Source organism: Lysinibacillus sp. NPDC093216 (assembly GCF_050280325.1).
Taxonomy (GTDB): Bacteria; Bacillota; Bacilli; order Bacillales_A; family Planococcaceae; genus Lysinibacillus.
On record NZ_JBNNVB010000027.1, the window covers coordinates 60,752 to 78,621 of the forward strand.

The following is a 17,870-nucleotide window of genomic DNA, read 5'->3' on the forward strand; positions in this document are numbered from 1 at the left end:
TGATAAACTTACGAACATCGCTGATAAACCCGCGAACAACGCCGCTAAACCCGCGAACAACGCCGCCAACCCGGTGAACAACGCCGCCAACCCGGCGAACAACGCCGCCAATCCGGTGAACAACGCCGCCAGGCGACCAACGCCGCCAACCCGGTGAACAACGCCGCCAACCCGGCGAACAACGCCGCCAACCCGGCGACCAACGCCACAAACCCGGCGAACATCGCTGCTAAACCCGCGAACAACGCCGCAAACCCGGCGAACAACGCCGCAAACCCGGTGAACAACGCCGCAAACCCGGCGAACAACGCCGCAAACCCGGCGAACAACGCCGCAAACCCGGCGAACAACGCCGCAAACCCGGCGAACAACGCCACAAACCCGGCAAACAACGCTGCTAAACCCGCGACCAACGCCGCCAACCCGGCGACCAACGCCACAAACCCGGCGAACATCGCTGCTAAACCCGCGAACAACGCCGCAAACCCGGCGAACAACGCCGCAAACCCGGCGACCAACGCCGCTAAACCCGCGAACAACGCCGCCAACCCAATCAACATCTAGAAATTAATTTTTCTCCTCAATTAAAGAATTAGCAAGCAACATAAATTCAAGCGTAATCCGATTATGGCCCTTCATGAAATTTTCTCCTAAGAGACTTTCAAGCTTTTTTAAACGATGGTAGAGCGTTTGGCGAACGATGAACAGTTGGTTGGCTGTTTGTTGTTTGGAGCCATTCGTTTGTAAGTATACCTGCAGAGTTTCTAATAGCTTACTGTTATATTTTTTGTCGTATTCAATGACAGGCTGTAAATAGTCTTGAATCACTTCCTGTAAATTGACTTGCATCTGTAATTTATAGATGAGGTGATACAGATGTAAATCATCGTAAAAATAAGATGTTGTTTGTACTTTACTGCAAATATACAATGTTTCGAGTGCCGTTTGATAGCTCTTTGGCATTTCTTCTACGTCTGCAACGACTTTGCCAATGGCGATTTGATAACCTTGTGCCATTTGTTTTTTATAAAAATCGGTTTTCTGAACGGAAGAAACTAACGTATTTAATACTTCGCGACTCGATTTGCTATCTTTCTTATGGAGTAAAATAAAGATGACATAGCTTTTTCTTTCGAATAAAAATGCTATAAATCCATTTTGCTCAAAAAGGTTTCGATAGTAGAGCTTACTATAGACAATATCCTCCTGCACCTTAGAAATTGCATTAGGAGTTGCTAAAATAAAAATGGCTCCGCTAGTAAGTTTATAGTTAGAATGATGGGTTACGATAAATTTATAAATTTCCTCTTTCGATAGTTTTTGATCGATCCAATCCGCTAAAATAGAGGCATCCTCAATGTCCCTTTTTTCTTCAATATAAAATTCTCTCATTAACAGCTGCGCTAACGCAGTAGCTGTACGATCTAAAATAAGTAATTCGAACTCCGAAAATAGACCATCCTCTCTAAAGAGCGTTAAATCTGCATAATGTTGATCAAAAATAAAGATGGGTTCATTTTTAAATACTGGTGCTGATTTTTTCATCGTTAAAAGTTGTTGGCGCTTATGATGCGGGATGTTTGGAAAAAAGATAGGCTCTCGACCTTTAATAGAAAAGATAATTTGTGTCTTTAATTTATGATACATATTTTGTAAGACTTCTTCTGAGGTCTGCCCTAATAGAGCGTTTTTATTTAATGTTTGAGAGTAGGATTCTAAAGTAGAGATCATTAAATATTGTTGGTTCATAATTTGACTATGTAAATCTTGTGTAATACGGACGAAAGGAACCGTGTCATGAAAAACGATAATAGGGAAGCTGTGACGGTTAGCAAGGGCTACAATTACTTCTGGGATGGTTTGTATGGAAGTCCCGTATTCAATGCACAATGCCGCGCAATTTTTTTTGATTAAGGATTCTACGAAAAAGATAAAGTTCTCTATGCTGTGCTGAAGGCTGATCCCTGTTGTTAAAACTAATTCATCACCAGCTAGAAAATTATCTACTTGTATAATTTCGATAACATGGGCCCATTTTACAATGCGTAATAAGCCATCTTCACCAGCTACGACCTCTGCACTTTGGAAGTATGTATTTTCTAACACATCCTTCACTTGAAGCTTAAATTGACTCATTTTTATCCCCATTCCTTTTAACATAGACCTTTTTCTAGATTTCTTATTGATGCGTTGTTTTTGCTTAAATAAACCGAAATATCATATTTTAAGAATGTTTAGTCTATTTTACATTATGTTTAAAACAAATGCATAGAATTTTACAGTTTGTCTATTACTTCGTTTCTATGTAACATGTAAAATTTTTGTAAGCGGTATTCCAATCTAATAAAAGAGGTGGGCTGATATGGAGCAACAGACGCATTTACAAAGAGGGTTAAAGAAAAGGCATATGACGATGATCGCTATTGCGGGGGTTATCGGAGCCGGTCTATTTATGGGAAGTGGCTCAGTAATTAACTTAGCCGGCCCTGGCGCAATTTTATCTTATATCTTTGCGGGCATTATCGTTATTCTTGTCATGCGAATGCTTGGAGAAATGGCAGCTGTCAATCCAACAAGTGGATCTTTTGCGCATTATGCACATGAAGCAATTGGTCCGTGGGCTGGTTTTATGATTGGCTGGTTATATTGGTTTTTCTGGGTTGTCGCCATTGCTTTAGAGGCAACAGCAGCAGCTGCGATTATTCAATATTGGTATGATGGAATCCCTTTATGGCTACTAAGTCTTTTATTAACCGTAGCACTTACTTTAACAAATGTTGTTTCCGTAAAAGCTTTTGGTGAATTTGAATATTGGTTCTCTCTTATTAAGGTTACAAGTATTATAGCTTTTTTGGCACTTGGTGCATTTATTATTTTCGGTATCGCACCTAATTTTGATGCAGTAGGTACTGCCAATTTAATCGGTGAGGGTGGCTTTTTACCAAATGGTTTTGGTGCTGTCTTGATGGGCGTAGTGATTGTTATTTTCTCCTTTATGGGAACGGAGATTGTTGCTATTGCAGCAGGGGAATCTGACGAACCGTTAGCAGCGGTGACAAAAGCTACAAATTCAATTACTTGGCGTATTTTGATTTTCTACGTTGGATCAATAACGGTAGTTGTCACATTATTACCTTGGCATTCCTCAGATATTTTAACAAGTCCCTATGTAGCAGTTTTGGATTATATCGGTATTCCAGCAGCTGCGCAAATCATGAATTTTGTTGTTTTAACAGCGGTTTTATCGTGCTTAAACTCCGCGCTTTACGCTACATCTCGAATGGTATTTTCTTTAGCGGAGAAAGGGGAGGCCCCAAAAGCATTTTTGAAATTAAATAAAAAGGGAGCACCTGTTAATGCCATATTAACAGCGACATTCTTCTCTTATATTGCCGTTATTATGAACTATGTTTCACCAGATAAAGTATTTATGTTTTTACTTAGTTCATGTAGTGCAATCACGTTGATTCTTTACTTAATCATTGCTTTTTCACAATTAAAAATGCGACGGAAAATTGAGAAAGAAAATCCCGAGCTATTAAAAGTGAAAATGTGGTTATTCCCATATTTAACGTATTTCACAATATTGGTTATCACAGCTTTGCTAGTCGCTATGTTCTTTATTGAATCGATGCGTTCTCAAATTTTATTTACATGTATTGTAGTGGCAGTAGTGATGATTTTCTATATAGTTACACAAAAGAAAAAGTCACCTAACCCAGTAGATGAAGCAAGTTCTATTTTTCAAAAGGAAAAATTGGATTTTGAATAACAATAAACGAGGAGTGGGAAAATTATGACAGTTCAGCAAAAAGTGAAAACGCTATCACATTTTATTAATGGGGTTGAAACAGCAGGTACTAGTGGCTGTTACTCGGAAGTTTATAATCCAACAACAGGAGAGGTCATCGCGCAAGTTCCGTTAGCGACTAGAGATGAGGTGAAGCAGGCTATCCAGCAAGCGAAGGCAGCTTTCCCTGCATGGAAAAAGACATCGATTGGTAAACGGGTTGAGGTTTTGCATCGTTTCCGTCAGTTATTAGTGGAAAGACAAGATGAGCTTATCAAAATAATTTGTGAGGAAAGTGGGAAAACGAAGGAAGATGCTAAGGGCGAAATTGTTCGTGGCATTGAATCTGTAGATATGGCAATAAGTGCCCCACAAATGCTGAAAGGGGAATACTCGGTTAATGTAGGCGGCGATATTAATGCCTTTTCTGCAAAAGCTCCACTTGGAGTTGTTGCAACCATTGCTCCATTTAATTTCCCTGTTATGGTGCCACTGGCGATTACAAGTATGGCAGTTGCGGTAGGAAATGCAGTTATTTTAAAACCGTCTGAGCGTGTGCCAATGTCAGCCTTATATTTAAGTAACTTATGGAAAGAGGCAGGACTGCCAGATGGAATTTGGACAGTCGTGAATGGTGATAAAGAAGCGGTTAATGAACTGCTTGAAAATAAAGAGATACAAGCAATTTCATTTGTTGGATCAACACCTGTTGCGGAGTATATTTACCAAACAGGGACGAAGCACAATAAACGAGTTGCTGCATTTGGTGGCGGGAAGAACTTTATGGTTGTCATGCCAGATGCAAACCTAGAGCAAACGGCTAATGCCTTTTTAGGTGCAGCCTATGGAGCGGCGTCCCAACGTTGTATGGCTATTTCAGGAGCGATTGTCGTCGGGAAAGATACTGAACAACGCTTTACAGAGATATTAAAAGAGAAAATTTTAAAATTAAAGGTTGGTCCATATACAGATGACGAGGTAGACTTTGGCCCGGTTATTACGCAGCAATCAAAAGAGACTATTCTTCGATATATCGACGGTGCTATTGCAGAAGGGGCTAATCTTGTAACGGATGGTCGAAATCCGAAAATATGCGAAACGTCGAAAGGCTTTTATCTTGGTCCGACATTATTAAATAGTGTCACTCCAGAAATGACTATTTTTAAAGAGGAGGTATTTGGCCCTGCACGTATTGTTGTAGGCGTTGAAACCTTACAAGAAGCTATTGATTTGATTAATGATCACGAACTTGGAAATGGTGTCACGATGTTTACGGGTAGCGGTTCGGCGGCGCGCAAATTCCAAGAAGAAATTGAAGTAGGCATGGTAGGCGTTAATGTTCCGATTCCGATTCCAGTTGGCTATCACAATTTTGGCGGATGGAAGCGCTCTAAGTTTGGCGAAGGGCATATGTTTGGACCAGACCAAGCACGATTCTTTACGAAAGCAAAAACGATTTCTGAACGCTGGCCAGATGAAACAGAGGATACGACAAGTTCATTTGCGTTCCCAAGCAATAACGATGCGAATAAGTGAAAAAACATAAAGGGGTGTATAGATATGGTTCAAGTAAATCTTCAAAGTGATATTTTAAAGAAAGATGAACAATATGTATGGCATTCAATGAAACCCTACAATCCACAAGCAACCTATGTAGTAGAAAAATCAAATGGTGCGAGGATTGTTGATACAGATGGCGTTGAATATATTGATGCAATGGCGGGATTGTGGTGTGTAAATGTGGGTTATGGACGTAAGGAATTAGCAGATGTTGCACATGAGCAGATGATGAAAAATGCGTATGCTCCTTTATCGCAGGGACATTTACCAGCAGTTGAACTGGCTGAAAAGATTAATGAAATGCTTGGTGGAGATTATGTTATTTTCTTCTCTAATAGTGGGTCAGAGGCTAACGAAACTGCGTTTAAAATTGCGCGTCAGTATCATCAACAAAAAGGGGAAAGCTCTCGCTATAAGATTGTTTCTCGCTACCGTGCATACCACGGAAGTTCTTTTGGAGCATTGGCTGCGACTGGGCAAGCGGAACGAAAATATAAATATGAACCACTATCTCCCGGTTTTATCCATGTAGCACCACCTGATCAATATCGTGAACATGAAAGTGATACACTTGCCCCGGTAGATTTAGCAAGCGTCAAGGCTGTAGATAAGACGATGACATGGGAGCTAAGTGAAACAGTAGCCGCTATGATTTTAGAGCCAATTATTACAGGTGGGGGCGTCATTATGCCTCCGGAGAACTATTTAAGGGGCATTGAAGAAGTGTGTAAAAAACATGGAGCTTTAATGATTGTAGACGAAGTAATTTGTGGCTTTGGTCGAACAGGTAAGCCATTTGGATTTATGAACTACGGTGTTAAACCAGATATTATTACGATGGCCAAAGGAATTACAAGTGCCTATTTACCATTATCAGCTACAGCGGTAAAACGGGAAATTTATGAGGCATTTACCGAGTCTGATGCATACGGTTATTTCCGTCATGTCAATACATTTGGTGGATCACCAGTCGCATGTGCGGTCGCATTAAAAAATATTGAAATTCTTCAGCAAGAAGCATTATTTGAAAGATCAAGTCAGGTTGGAGCTGCTACTCTGCAAGCACTTCAGCAAGCATTGAGTAATCACCCGAATGTTGGAAATGTTCGAGGCAAAGGTTTATTAATTGGCATCGAGTTAGTGTCAGATAAAACATCGAAAGAGCCTTTACCAGTAGATAAAGTAAATGCTGTTATTGCGGCATGTAAGGAGCAGGGTGTTATTATCGGTAAAAATGGTGCCACTGTTGCAGGCTTCAATAACGTATTAACATTATCTCCACCACTTAATATTGTACAAGAGGATCTTGATACAATTATAAAAGCTGTTATTGATAGTATTCATAAAATTTAAATAAAAAGCTGTCTCAAAAGTCATAGTAAAACTTTTGAGACAGCTTTTTGATTATCTTACAGCATAAGAAATGCAAGGCGAACTATGAGTATGAACAAAACAACTCCTGTTAGGAACAGTAACAATAAAATTCTCTTTTTTAAAGTATCATCCATACACACCTTCACCTTACTCCTTTGTTGTTTTAAACATATAGCCGCTATAAGAATTGTAGATAATCATCACAATGCCCATTAACATGAAATTGGATATGAGTGAACTTCCGCCATAGCTTAAAAATGGCAAAGTCATACCTGTTACAGGTAAAAGTCCAATGGTCATACCGATATTTTGTGTAATTTGGAAGGCTAATAAACTAGAAATACCAGCTCCCATCAGCGTCATAAATGGGTCCTGTGCTTCTACTGTAATGAGAACAATACGGTAAATAACAAAAAATAAAAGAGTAATAACAAATGCCGCTCCAATGAACCCGACCTCTTCAGCAATGTTGGCAAAAATGAAATCGGTATGCTTTTCCACGACATAGACATTATTGTTCATGTAACCTTTTCCGGTAAACTGTCCTGTACCAATTGCTGAAAATCCCTGCCTTGTTTGAAAAGATGAGTCCGGATATTCATTAGGCTGCAACCATCCATTAATTCGAGAAATCTGATGCCCTGACATTTTATTTAATATTTTGTCTGTAAAAAATTCATTAAATTTTACATATAGAATAGCCACAACGCTGAGAATTGATACTGGAATGGCTGTAAAGATTATTAGCAATTTTTTTTGTATACCTGAAAAGAAAATCATCGGTACAATCATCGACATATAAAGCATGACCATGCCCGTATCAGGTTGCTTGTAAACAGCAAGCATAGGGGGAAGAGTGATAATAGCAATGATTAAGAGTAGCCGCATATCCGTTAAAAAGGTAGGGCGCACATATTTCTCTCGATGTGCAACAATGACCTTACTGACAACAATTAAAAGTGCGAACTTTAAAAACTCCGACGGCTGAAATGATCCTAACACTGGAATTTGGTACCAACGCTTCGCCTCATTAACAGTCCGAGCTATACTTTCGGGTGCAATAAATAAAGCAAATGTTAACAAGACCATCGCCCAATAAAACGGCCAGCCAATTTTTTGTAGTTGTTCAATATCAAGCATTGCTACTCCATACATAACTAAAAATCCGATTAGGTAATAAAAAAACTGCTTTATAATAAACGAGCTTGTATACTGCTCGAACACCGTACTACTGGAATGAACAAAAAGACAACTAATGATACCGAGCAATGCCAAGCTAATAACTAAACTTTTATCTAATTTTTTGATTTGTAACATTCAAACACCTCCTTTTTACCACACTATTAATAGACAACGATAAGGAAATACAGAAGGTTGCAAGTTAAATAAGTATTACAAAAATTACAAATCATAAACCAATTTTACTAATATATTAATTTTACATTTGATTCTATATGAGTAGATTTATGAATTGCTACAATCACGTTTGGTTTATTTCTTGAGCTCTTCTGATGGGAGCTCTTTAGGTTACGACTGTGTTATATGCGGAAGCAAAACGCAGTAACAGGATGTGTTGTTAATATGATAACTTTGTGTTGGGATAAATCGATATAGTTTTGCAACTCTTCGTGCAATCTTTACAAAAATATAACACTGGCTTTATATCTTCATACTATTATTATTGGTAAGAGTTGGAGAAGGGGCCAAAGATGATGCATTTTTTTCGATACATAATGGTGAAGGACAAGTTACTTATACTGATGATTGTTTGTGTACTATCGAATGTATTGCTAGGTGTTTTTAGTGTTGATTATTTACGGAAAATGTCATGGCATGCAAGTGAAAGTTATACTGAAGGGCTTGTACCAATTGGGTGGTTAAATGAACTAGAGGAATCACAGCGACAATTAGATTATTTAGTGGATTCAGCCGGAGCTTATCAAGAAATGACTGTCATTTTAAAAAACGCTGAGCAGCCATTAAATCATTTAGAAAGTCTAGAAATTGATCAAAAGACGAACCATCAGATGAAGAAATATAAGACCTTACTAGCACAGCAGGTGGAATTGATTAATAACTATAAACAATTGGGCCAAAATGAACAGCAACAATTTTATGGTCAGTCTTATTTATCTGTAAGCCAGCAAAGTCATTCATTATTAGAAGAAACTCAAAGCTATTTGGTTCAGAGAGCTAATGAACAGCAACAGGCATACCAGAAAGATGTGCAATTTGGTTATTGGTTATTAGGAGGAGTATGTTTATTTGTTGTTTTGTTAGTAATATGTATAGGATTTATAGCAACAAAAGCTGTGAATATACCAACACGTCAATTGAAGTCATTATTAAAGCGAGCGGAGCAGGGCGATTTCACAGCGAATGCCAGTTATGTGGCGCAGGATGAGCTTGGCGAGGTAGTATTGTCTTACAATCAGATGGCAACAGAGGTGAAAAGACTACTTCATACAGTATCAAATAGTGCACATGAAGTTGAAGAAATGACTGGGAAACTGCAGGAATCTTCCGAGCAATCGTCTAATACGACGCAAAAAATTGCAAAGGATGTGCAATCTATTTCAGATTCAACTGCTGCTTCTACTAAAAAATTAGCTTCCAATACAGCATCTCTAGAGGAAGTGCTAAATGGTGTGCAAGTAATTTTAGAAAAAGTGCAGGTTGTTGAAAATTTTGCTCATAAAACTGCGCGTGATGCAGAAAGTGGTACGGAAATTGTACAGGCGAATTTAACTCAAATACAGGCTATTAAACTTGCGGTTGAAAAATCGAATACGGCCATTTTTAATCTTGTAGAGAGAGCAGCTACAATCGATCAAATGATTGAAGTGATTGAAAAAATTACCGCGCAAACAAACCTCCTAGCCTTAAATGCATCTATTGAGGCTGCTAGAGCAGGGGAGCATGGTAAAGGATTTGCGGTGGTGGCCAATGAAGTTCGCAAGCTTGCTGAGCAAACAGTTCATTCAACCCAAACGATTACGTCCATTGTACAAAATATTCATTTAGATTCTAGCTATGCTGTGCAAATGATGGAGGGTGTGTTAGTCGCAACTGAAAAGGGTGTGCAGGTTACAGGAGATACGGCAACAAGCTTCAATCAAATTTTAGAAAAAGTACATACAATGAAGCCATATATAATGGAAGTATCTGCAACCATTCAAGAAATTGCCAACCATACGAAAAAGGTTAATGAAGATGCAGTAATGTTAACATCATTTTCTGATACGAATGCAGCATCCACTAAACATGTAGCTACTTTAACAGCCGATCAATTAACCGCACAGCAGCAATTCCATGATTATATTAAAGAGTTACATAAGGTATCAAAAGTTTTACAAATAGCCGTAAAGCGTTTCTCAATTTAATATGAACAAACGGACCTTTCTTTGCATACAAAGAAGGTTCTTTTTTTGATTAGTATCAAACAAAATTAAAATTGCTTATAAATGTACTTTTGAGACGTACATATGTATTTTGTTTGTTTTTCTAGCACAATATTTTATAGGCCTCATATACTAATGATAAAGGATTTTACGCTCTGTTTTTAAAAATTGGAAATATTGCGGTTGTATTTTTAATATGAACACTATATAATGAAATTTATCAGAAGTGTTATTAAACCAATGTTTAGTTATATATTATTGTACTTTCAGAAAGTACAATTGTTCACAGGTGGAGGTTTGGAGAAATGAAAAAGATAATGGTTACAGGAGCACTAGGTCAAATAGGTTCTGAGCTTGTAGAAAAACTTCGTAGTATTTATGGAGAGGACAATGTATTAGCGACAGATATCCGGAAGCTTGAGCATTCTAAGGGCCCGTTTGAAGTATTGGACGTGACGGATGGACAAAGAATGCATGATTTAGCGAAGGATTTTGGTGCAGATACGATGATGCATTTAGCGGCGTTATTATCAGCAACAGCAGAAAAAAATCCGTTACTAGCGTGGAATTTAAATATGGGTGGTTTAATGAATGCGTTAGAGGTTTCACGTGAGTTAAATTTGCAATTTTTTACGCCGAGTTCAATAGGCGCGTTCGGTCCGTCGACACCGAAGGATAACACGCCACAGGATACATTACAGCGTCCAACAACAATGTATGGGGTAAATAAAGTTGCTGGTGAGCTATTATGTGATTATTATTTCGATCGTTTTGGCGTAGATACTCGTGGTGTACGCTTCCCTGGGTTAATTTCATACGTAACTCCTCCAGGAGGTGGTACGACAGACTATGCAGTAGAGATCTTCTACGAAGCGATTAAGCAAGGGAAGTATACATCTTATATTCAAGAAGGTACGTACATGGACATGATGTACATGCCAGATGCATTGCAAGCTATTGTAGATGTAATGGAAGCCGATAGTAGCAAACTAATTCATCGCAATGCCTTTAATATCACTGCAATGAGCTTCGAGCCATCTGAGATTGCGGCGGAAATTAAAAAGCATTTGCCACATTTCCGTATGGATTATCATGTAGATCCAGTACGTCAAGCGATAGCAGATAGCTGGCCTAATTCTTTAAATATAGAAGCGGCACAAAAAGAATGGGGCTTTAAAGCACAGTATGATCTAGCAAAAATGACAGTTGATATGCTAGAAAAATTAAAAATCAAGCTACAAACAAAAGCTTGTTCATAAACAAATAATCCTAAAAATCGGACGAAGAATTTAGTTTTCTTCGTCTTTTTTTATTTTGACGGGCAATCACTTAAAATTGGAATGACACTTGCTAAACGTATACCGTGTATATAAGTTGATTGGATATGAAGGCTGGGCGAACCTTGGGATTAGCGTCACAGATGACCAACCAACCTCATGTTGCGCTATCGCACAGATAAAACCTTTTGTTGCTGTCGCTTCGCTATCGCACAGATAAAACCTTTTGTTGCCGTTACGTTGTGTGAAAGACAATAAAGTTATTTATTTTTAAAAACCTAAAACAAGCATAACCCCGTCCTAAATTTAGGGCGGGGTTAAAATATAGTTGTATTTACCGTTTGATCAAACCTTTGATATCTCTGAAAACTTTCCATACGTTACACCCAAAATTGCTTACCAATGTGATAAGTAAATCTTGTTGTTTGTCGTATGAACTATAAAAACTTATACCAGGGTCGCAGCCTTCAAAGTGGTAATCAAACATGCCTTCTTCTTTTTTATCCAGCCAAATCCCATACCCATAGCATTCTTCTTTCACTTGAGGAGTTAACATTTCTTTTAACATTTCCTTCGATATCAATTGACCCTTTATCAGACTGGCCCAGAACTTTTCAATATCGATTACAGTAGTAAATGCTCCTCCTGCTCCTGTTCCTTTTACGTCAACACTGTAAATATTGGTATAAAACTCTTGCCTGCTGTCATCATATACATATCCGTTCGCACATTGAGCAGGCAATCTGTCCAGTTCATAATACCCCGTATTCAACATACCGCAAGGAATAAAAACATGTTCATTAAGATATACATCAAATGAAGAGCCAGTAATGGCCTCAACAATAAGACCAAGAACAACAAATCCTGTATTATTGTATTGAAATCTATCTCCTGTAGGATACATCATCGGCTTATGTATAAATAATGGAATGATATCCGATGATGTGCGAATTTTATAATTGGGGTAATCTATCCATAGTTCGTCATAATCTTTCATGACAGACTCATCAAAATAGTCGGGTATTCCCGATGTATGATTAAGCAACTGCCTGATGGTGATATGAGGATCAATATTCTTTAAATCAAAATTCAAGATGTCCCCAATACAACTATCAAAAGATAATCGACTTTGTTCAATCAATTGCAAAATGGCTATGGCAACAAATACTTTTCCTGCTGAGGCTGTTGCAAACTTCGTATCAATCTCGTTTGATACTTTATTTGGTAAATCTGCGTATCCAAAGGCTTTACGGTATACATTTTTACCATTTTGAGTGACTGATATGACCCCACTAAAATCTTCGTTAATACATTCGTCAAACCCCATCATTACTCTCTCCTTTAAGTAAACTTATATTGATGTATGCAAGTGTTAATTTTATTCATTATTCCCTCCAACGCTCCAGGAAAGGCCCAGCCGGAACCGAAATCAACCCCACGTATGTGAATGAGTTATTTTAGAAAAAGTTAACAATAAAAAGAAAATTATTGGAATATATAGCTTAATTTATAATTTTCTACTATAATCATATTCAAAATATTAATAGTATTCAATTAAATTAGCTGTTAATATTTCACAAAGGTTATACAAAGGGAGTTCACAAGACGAAGGGATGGATGGTTTATATGATGCAGACGCCGTTAGTATTAACAAACTTTTTTAAACGAGCAGAAAGCTATTTTGCTAGAAAGACTATTATTTCACGGACGAGCCCACAAAAGATTCACCGTTTAACATATGGAGAATGGGCGAAAAGGACACGTCGCTTAGCAGATGCGCTTACAAAGCTGGGGATGACAAGAGGAATGAAAATTGGCTCCTTTGCCTGGAACCAGCATCGCCACTTAGAGGCTTATTTTGCGGTACCGTGTTCTGGCGCTATTTTACACATGGTGAATATTCGTTTATCAGAAGAGCATTTAATTTATATTATTAATCATGCAGAAGATGAGATTTTAATGATTGATGTGGATTTGCTACCAATTATTGAAAACATTGCGCCTGAGCTTAAGACAGTGAAACATTATATTATTATGACGGATGAGGATACTTTGCCAGAAACGACATTACCGAATGCATTATCGTATGAGGATTTATTAGCAGCAGCAGATGAAAACTATGAGTTCCCAGAAGATATCGGGGAAGAGGAGCCTGCTGGTATGTGCTATACAAGTGCTACAACAGGAAATCCAAAAGGGGTTGTTTATTCACATCGAGGTTTAGTGCTACATAGTATGATGCTCAGTATGTCTGATTCAATGGGCATTTCTGAACGTGACGTCGTGATGCCGATTGTGCCAATGTTTCATGCAAATGCATGGGGCTTACCGTTTGCAAGTGTCAATGTGGGTGCTACACAAGTATTGCCTGGTCCACAATTCACATCGGCAATCATTTTGGATTTAGTGGAGCAGGAGAAGATTACATTAACAGCTGGAGTGCCGACAATTTGGATTGGCGCGTTACAGGAACAAGAGAAGCGTGAGCGAGATATAAGTTCGCTACGAGCTATTTGTTGCGGTGGCTCTGCTTCACCTACTCGACTTATTCGTACATTTGAAGAGCAGTATGGAATTCCATATATCGTCGTGTATGGAATGACTGAAACAACGCCGATTGTAGCATTATCAAATTATATGTCTTGGATGGATGAATGGCCAATTGAAAAGCGTATTGAATCGCGAGCAATGCAAGGAATGACGATGGCCGGTATTGAATCGAGTATTATTAATGACCATGGAGAAGTGCCATGGGACGGAGAGACAATGGGTGAGTTACGTCTTCGAGGTCCATGGATTTCACACGAGTACTATCGTGATGAACGTACAAATGATGCGTATCGAGGTGGCTGGCTATATACAGGGGACATTGCGGTACGAACAGAGGATGGCTTTATCAAAATAACGGATCGTACTAAGGATTTAATTAAATCGGGTGGGGAGTGGATCTCCTCGGTGGATTTAGAAAATGCGTTAATGACCCATGATGCAGTTTTGGAGGCAGCAGTTATTGCAATTCCGCATGTTAAATGGCAAGAACGCCCGCTAGCTTGTGTAGTATTGAAGGAAGGAATGTCAGCAAGTGAAGAGGAGCTTCTGGCATTTTTAGAAAGTCAATTTGCAAAATGGTGGGTACCAGATGATGTGGTATTTTTAGATGAAATTCCAAAAACATCAGTTGGAAAGTTTCTGAAAGCCAAGCTTCGAGATAATGTGGCAGAAATTTATCCGAAATTAGCTTCATTCGTATAGTTAAAAGAGCGATTTCCATAAAGGAAGTCGCTCTTTCATTTTGTTATCTACTTAACATTTGGAATACTTGTTCCACGTCTTTGTCTCCACGCCCGGAAATATTGATAATAATGCTCTCTTCCGGAGATAGTGTTGGCGCAAGTTTTAGTGCATGAGCAACTGCGTGGGAGCTTTCAAGTGCAGGAATAATTCCTTCAACCTTTGACAGCACTTGGAATGCTTCAAGCACTTCTTCATTCGTCACTGTTACATATTCTCCACGACCAGTTGTTTTTAAATAGCTGTGCTCTGGACCAGCTCCAGGATAATCTAGTCCAGCGGCAATCGAATAGGTTGGTAGCGGATTGCCCTCTGCATCTTGCAGTACCAAACATTTGAAGCCGTGTAATTCACCCGGTGTTCCTTCATTTAATGTTGCTGCTTTATCTGGTTCAATGCCGATAAGGCGAACATTTTCATCTGCAATATATTCTGCAAAGGCACCGATCGCATTACTACCCCCACCGACGCAAGCAAGTACTGCTGCTGGTAGCTTTCCTTCTTTTTCTAAAATTTGTTCACGACTTTCACGGCTAATGACTGATTGGAAATGCTTGACCATTGAAGGGAATGGGTGAGGTCCAACAGCAGAACCTAGTAAATAGAAAGTCGTCTCGTAGTTTTCAACTAAATCAGCAAATGCTGCATCCACTGCATCCTTTAGTCGCCCCTGACCTTTATCAACGGCTACTACCTTGGCACCAAGTAGCTCCATACGGAAGACGTTTAATGCTTGGCGCTTGGTATCTTCTAAGCCCATATAAATTGTGCAATCCATCCCGAACATTGCACAAGCAGTTGCTGTTGCTACACCATGCTGACCTGCACCTGTTTCGGCGATCACACGATTAGCACCCATGCGCTTTGCCAATAAAATCTGTCCAAGAACGTTATTAATTTTATGTGAACCTGTATGGTTAAGATCTTCACGCTTTAAAAAAATTTTTGCGCCACCTAATTGTTTTGTTAAATTTTCAGCAAAATAAAGTGGAGATTTGCGCCCAACATATTCATGGAAATAATAATCTAGCTCTTTATTAAAGTCTTCATCGTCTTTATATTTTTGGAAGTTTCCATCTAAAATATTTAATACACTTTGAAGCTCATCAGGAACAAAGCTACCGCCAAATTCACCGAAATATCCTTTTTTCTCTACTACTATACTCATCTTCTCTCGACTCCTCTTATCTAATTTTTCCATAAAAAAAAGTCACTACAATCCTTCTGTAAAAAGGACGAGTAACCGTGGTGCCACCTTCATTCGCAAAAATTGCGCGCTTTCGTACTCCGATAACGGGGAGTAAATTCGTCCTCACTTTTGATGAGGCTGCTCCAAAGCCCATTCACAAGTATGTACTACTGATTTGCACCAACCATCAGCTCTCTTTAAGTACGACCGCTTGCTACTATTCTTTTTCTTAGCATTTATTGAAATGAATTGTAAAGTATTTTCGGAATAGTGTCAAGATATCTTGGTGCCAAGAAAATAAAAAAACGAATCTAATAAGATCCGTCTTTTAAATTAAATTAAATTTTTGAAGTTTAAGCGTTTATTCAATGTATACATAATCGGTGCACCGACCGCTAAGACAACAAATTCACCTGCAGCAACAGTTAACCATGTCCAGAAGAATGGTAGTTCTAATGCTAAGTTCAATTCAAATGCAATGATAAACATAGTACATGTAAATAAAAATGTATTGATGACTAAACGTGCCCAAATATTTTTGACAAATTTACAAATAAGAATGAACAACCCAAGGGTAATCATCGAATGGGCGACACCAAAAATTAAATCGTAGATACCGAGTGGTGAAAATATGTTGGAGATAAATACACCAATAATAATCCCAACGGCAAAACGAGGGTTAAAGGCAACCAAATGGTTAAACATTTCGGATAGACGGAACTGCACCTCTGTAAAGCCAAATGATCCGACTAATAATGTAACAGCAATGTAGAGAGCTGCAATAATGCCGCTCGTTGCTAAAAATTTTATTTTCATATTCATTTCTCCTTAGTTTTTTTACGTGGGATGGTTACGAACCACGTGAAGCAAATGCAATCATATCAATGTTCAAGCTTACTTGTAAATAGCGATGAGTAAAAAAAACGCAGAAATTCATAGTGCTAAAGGTAATATTTAGCTCTTGTTCGTTGCTCATTAGTTAGATAGGTGTGTGTTTGACCGGATTCGAATTTTGAATACATAAGAAGGGGGCTTGTACACTTGCTTCTTTACAGTTGGAATGAAATTGGTCTATAGATGAGAAGCAACTGTGAAAAATAAAAAATGAGTGATTTATCCAGTTAAATTAAAAAGAACTGTTCTAAGCAGTTCTTTTAACAAGTGTAGTTATCAGTAGTTTTTTAAAACACTAAATGCTTGGGCAAATTTTTGGGCAAAGATTAATGGGGGCTCTATTGATTGAAAGTGAACGTATAAAATAACTGGGTCTGAATAGATCCAGTGATTATGAACAGCACTTATAATCAAATTATTTTCTGCAAGTACCTTAACAAATGGAGGTAATTCCTCTTGAAGTACTACAACTTCACCTAAGTTAAGTGCATTTCCATATATATCAAGTGATTCGAATGTTATCCCAGCATGAAGTGCACTACGACTTGGGCGACCTTGAATCATAACATTAAGATTTCGATTAAGTTTTACTGAGCATACACCATGTTCCGTTGAAGCTTTTCCGTTGGCAATCTGAGCAAATTTTGTACACATATCTTGAAAGCTTTGCATTTAGACACCTCTGCTTTTTTTAATTTAATGAGGATGCCTTGGAGCGAAAGTAGTAGAGGTCTCTGATTGAAATTATTCATCTAAAACATTTTTAATTTCTCCTATTTCAAAAATTATATCGTCTAGTTGTTTTTTGAATTCATCCGAATATTCTAATTCTCCATCTAAATCTTTTGTATATTCCAAGGCATTTAAGGCAAAATCTAGAGCAAATGCGAATAGACTGTCACAAAGATCAGAAATGATTGTGTCAATATCTCCTATATTTGCATTTTGCTTTTCAGAAGGTTGATTTAAATCGATATCTTCATTGTTCATGGTAATCCTCCTCGTATATTAGTAGTAAGAGCTCTTTCCGATAGAATTTCCAGTTGATCCGGACAACTGGGGAATCTGTTGGATTTCCTATAGGAGATAGTCGC

Annotated in this window: 14 protein-coding genes, 1 riboswitch and 1 other annotated feature; of the genes, 7 read left to right on the forward strand and 7 right to left on the reverse strand. The window is 38.3% G+C overall.

What is annotated here, in order from left to right; genetic code table 11:
- The first annotated feature begins 153 nt into the window (after positions 1-153).
- Positions 154-564 (forward strand): hypothetical protein, encoded by a 411-nt coding sequence (locus ACQKOG_RS22185; RefSeq protein ID WP_427448276.1) that lies wholly within the window; start codon positions 154-156, stop codon positions 562-564.
- A gap of 3 nt (positions 565-567) precedes the next feature.
- Here the strand turns inward: ACQKOG_RS22185 and ACQKOG_RS22190 are convergent, their stop codons facing one another.
- A complete protein-coding gene (locus ACQKOG_RS22190) occupies positions 568-2,136 on the reverse strand; it encodes a PucR family transcriptional regulator (protein WP_370082856.1) in 1,569 nt (522 codons plus the stop codon).
- 226 nt (positions 2,137-2,362) lie between these two features.
- On the opposite strand from ACQKOG_RS22190, the gene ACQKOG_RS22195 reads away from it, so the two are divergent.
- From ACQKOG_RS22195 to ACQKOG_RS22205, 3 genes are read left to right on the forward strand one after another with little or no spacing between them, the layout of a single operon-like run.
- A complete protein-coding gene (locus tag ACQKOG_RS22195; protein ID WP_370082854.1) occupies positions 2,363-3,772 on the forward strand; it encodes an amino acid permease in 1,410 nt (469 codons plus the stop codon).
- A gap of 24 nt (positions 3,773-3,796) precedes the next feature.
- Positions 3,797-5,326 carry a CoA-acylating methylmalonate-semialdehyde dehydrogenase gene (locus tag ACQKOG_RS22200; protein WP_427448277.1) on the forward strand — a complete coding sequence of 510 codons (1,530 nt, stop codon included), beginning with the start codon at positions 3,797-3,799 and terminating at the stop codon, positions 5,324-5,326.
- Positions 5,327-5,350: 24 nt separating this feature from the next.
- Entirely contained in the window at positions 5,351-6,703 is a 1,353-nt protein-coding gene (locus tag ACQKOG_RS22205) for an aspartate aminotransferase family protein (RefSeq protein ID WP_427448278.1), read from the forward strand.
- Between the two features lie 168 nt (positions 6,704-6,871).
- Here ACQKOG_RS22205 and ACQKOG_RS22210 read toward each other — a convergent pair whose 3' ends face one another.
- Complete coding sequence (locus ACQKOG_RS22210; RefSeq protein ID WP_370082848.1) at positions 6,872-8,041, reverse strand: FtsW/RodA/SpoVE family cell cycle protein; 1,170 nt, start codon at positions 8,039-8,041, stop codon at positions 6,872-6,874.
- Between the two features lie 392 nt (positions 8,042-8,433).
- On the opposite strand from ACQKOG_RS22210, the gene ACQKOG_RS22215 reads away from it, so the two are divergent.
- Positions 8,434-10,107: a methyl-accepting chemotaxis protein gene (locus ACQKOG_RS22215; protein ID WP_370082846.1), complete on the forward strand. Its 1,674-nt coding sequence runs from the start codon at positions 8,434-8,436 to the stop codon at positions 10,105-10,107.
- Positions 10,108-10,430: 323 nt separating this feature from the next.
- Complete coding sequence (locus ACQKOG_RS22220) at positions 10,431-11,384, forward strand: L-threonine 3-dehydrogenase (protein ID WP_370082844.1); 954 nt, start codon at positions 10,431-10,433, stop codon at positions 11,382-11,384.
- A 352-nt stretch (positions 11,385-11,736) separates the two neighbouring features.
- Here the strand turns inward: ACQKOG_RS22220 and ACQKOG_RS22225 are convergent, their stop codons facing one another.
- Positions 11,737-12,732 carry a serine hydrolase domain-containing protein gene (locus ACQKOG_RS22225; protein WP_427448279.1) on the reverse strand — a complete coding sequence of 332 codons (996 nt, stop codon included), beginning with the start codon at positions 12,730-12,732 and terminating at the stop codon, positions 11,737-11,739.
- A 296-nt stretch (positions 12,733-13,028) separates the two neighbouring features.
- Here ACQKOG_RS22225 and ACQKOG_RS22230 point away from each other — a divergent pair, with 296 nt between their 5' ends.
- Positions 13,029-14,654, forward strand: a complete 1,626-nt coding sequence (locus tag ACQKOG_RS22230; protein ID WP_370082840.1) for a long-chain fatty acid--CoA ligase — start codon at positions 13,029-13,031, stop codon at positions 14,652-14,654.
- Positions 14,655-14,697: 43 nt separating this feature from the next.
- On the opposite strand, the gene trpB is transcribed toward ACQKOG_RS22230, so the two are convergent.
- The 4 genes from trpB to ACQKOG_RS22250 form a co-directional block, all read right to left on the reverse strand.
- Complete coding sequence (trpB, locus tag ACQKOG_RS22235) at positions 14,698-15,861, reverse strand: tryptophan synthase subunit beta (protein WP_370082838.1); 1,164 nt, start codon at positions 15,859-15,861, stop codon at positions 14,698-14,700.
- 60 nt (positions 15,862-15,921) lie between these two features.
- Positions 15,922-16,122 (reverse strand) — a binding site (T-box leader).
- A 93-nt stretch (positions 16,123-16,215) separates the two neighbouring features.
- A complete protein-coding gene (locus ACQKOG_RS22240) occupies positions 16,216-16,698 on the reverse strand; it encodes a QueT transporter family protein (protein ID WP_370082836.1) in 483 nt (160 codons plus the stop codon).
- 6 nt (positions 16,699-16,704) lie between these two features.
- A riboswitch (PreQ1 riboswitch) is annotated at positions 16,705-16,749 on the reverse strand.
- A 303-nt stretch (positions 16,750-17,052) separates the two neighbouring features.
- Entirely contained in the window at positions 17,053-17,448 is a 396-nt protein-coding gene (locus tag ACQKOG_RS22245) for a DUF1259 domain-containing protein (protein WP_370082834.1), read from the reverse strand.
- A gap of 72 nt (positions 17,449-17,520) precedes the next feature.
- Positions 17,521-17,766: a hypothetical protein gene (locus ACQKOG_RS22250; RefSeq protein WP_370082832.1), complete on the reverse strand. Its 246-nt coding sequence runs from the start codon at positions 17,764-17,766 to the stop codon at positions 17,521-17,523.
- Between the last annotated feature and the right edge of the window lie 104 nt (positions 17,767-17,870).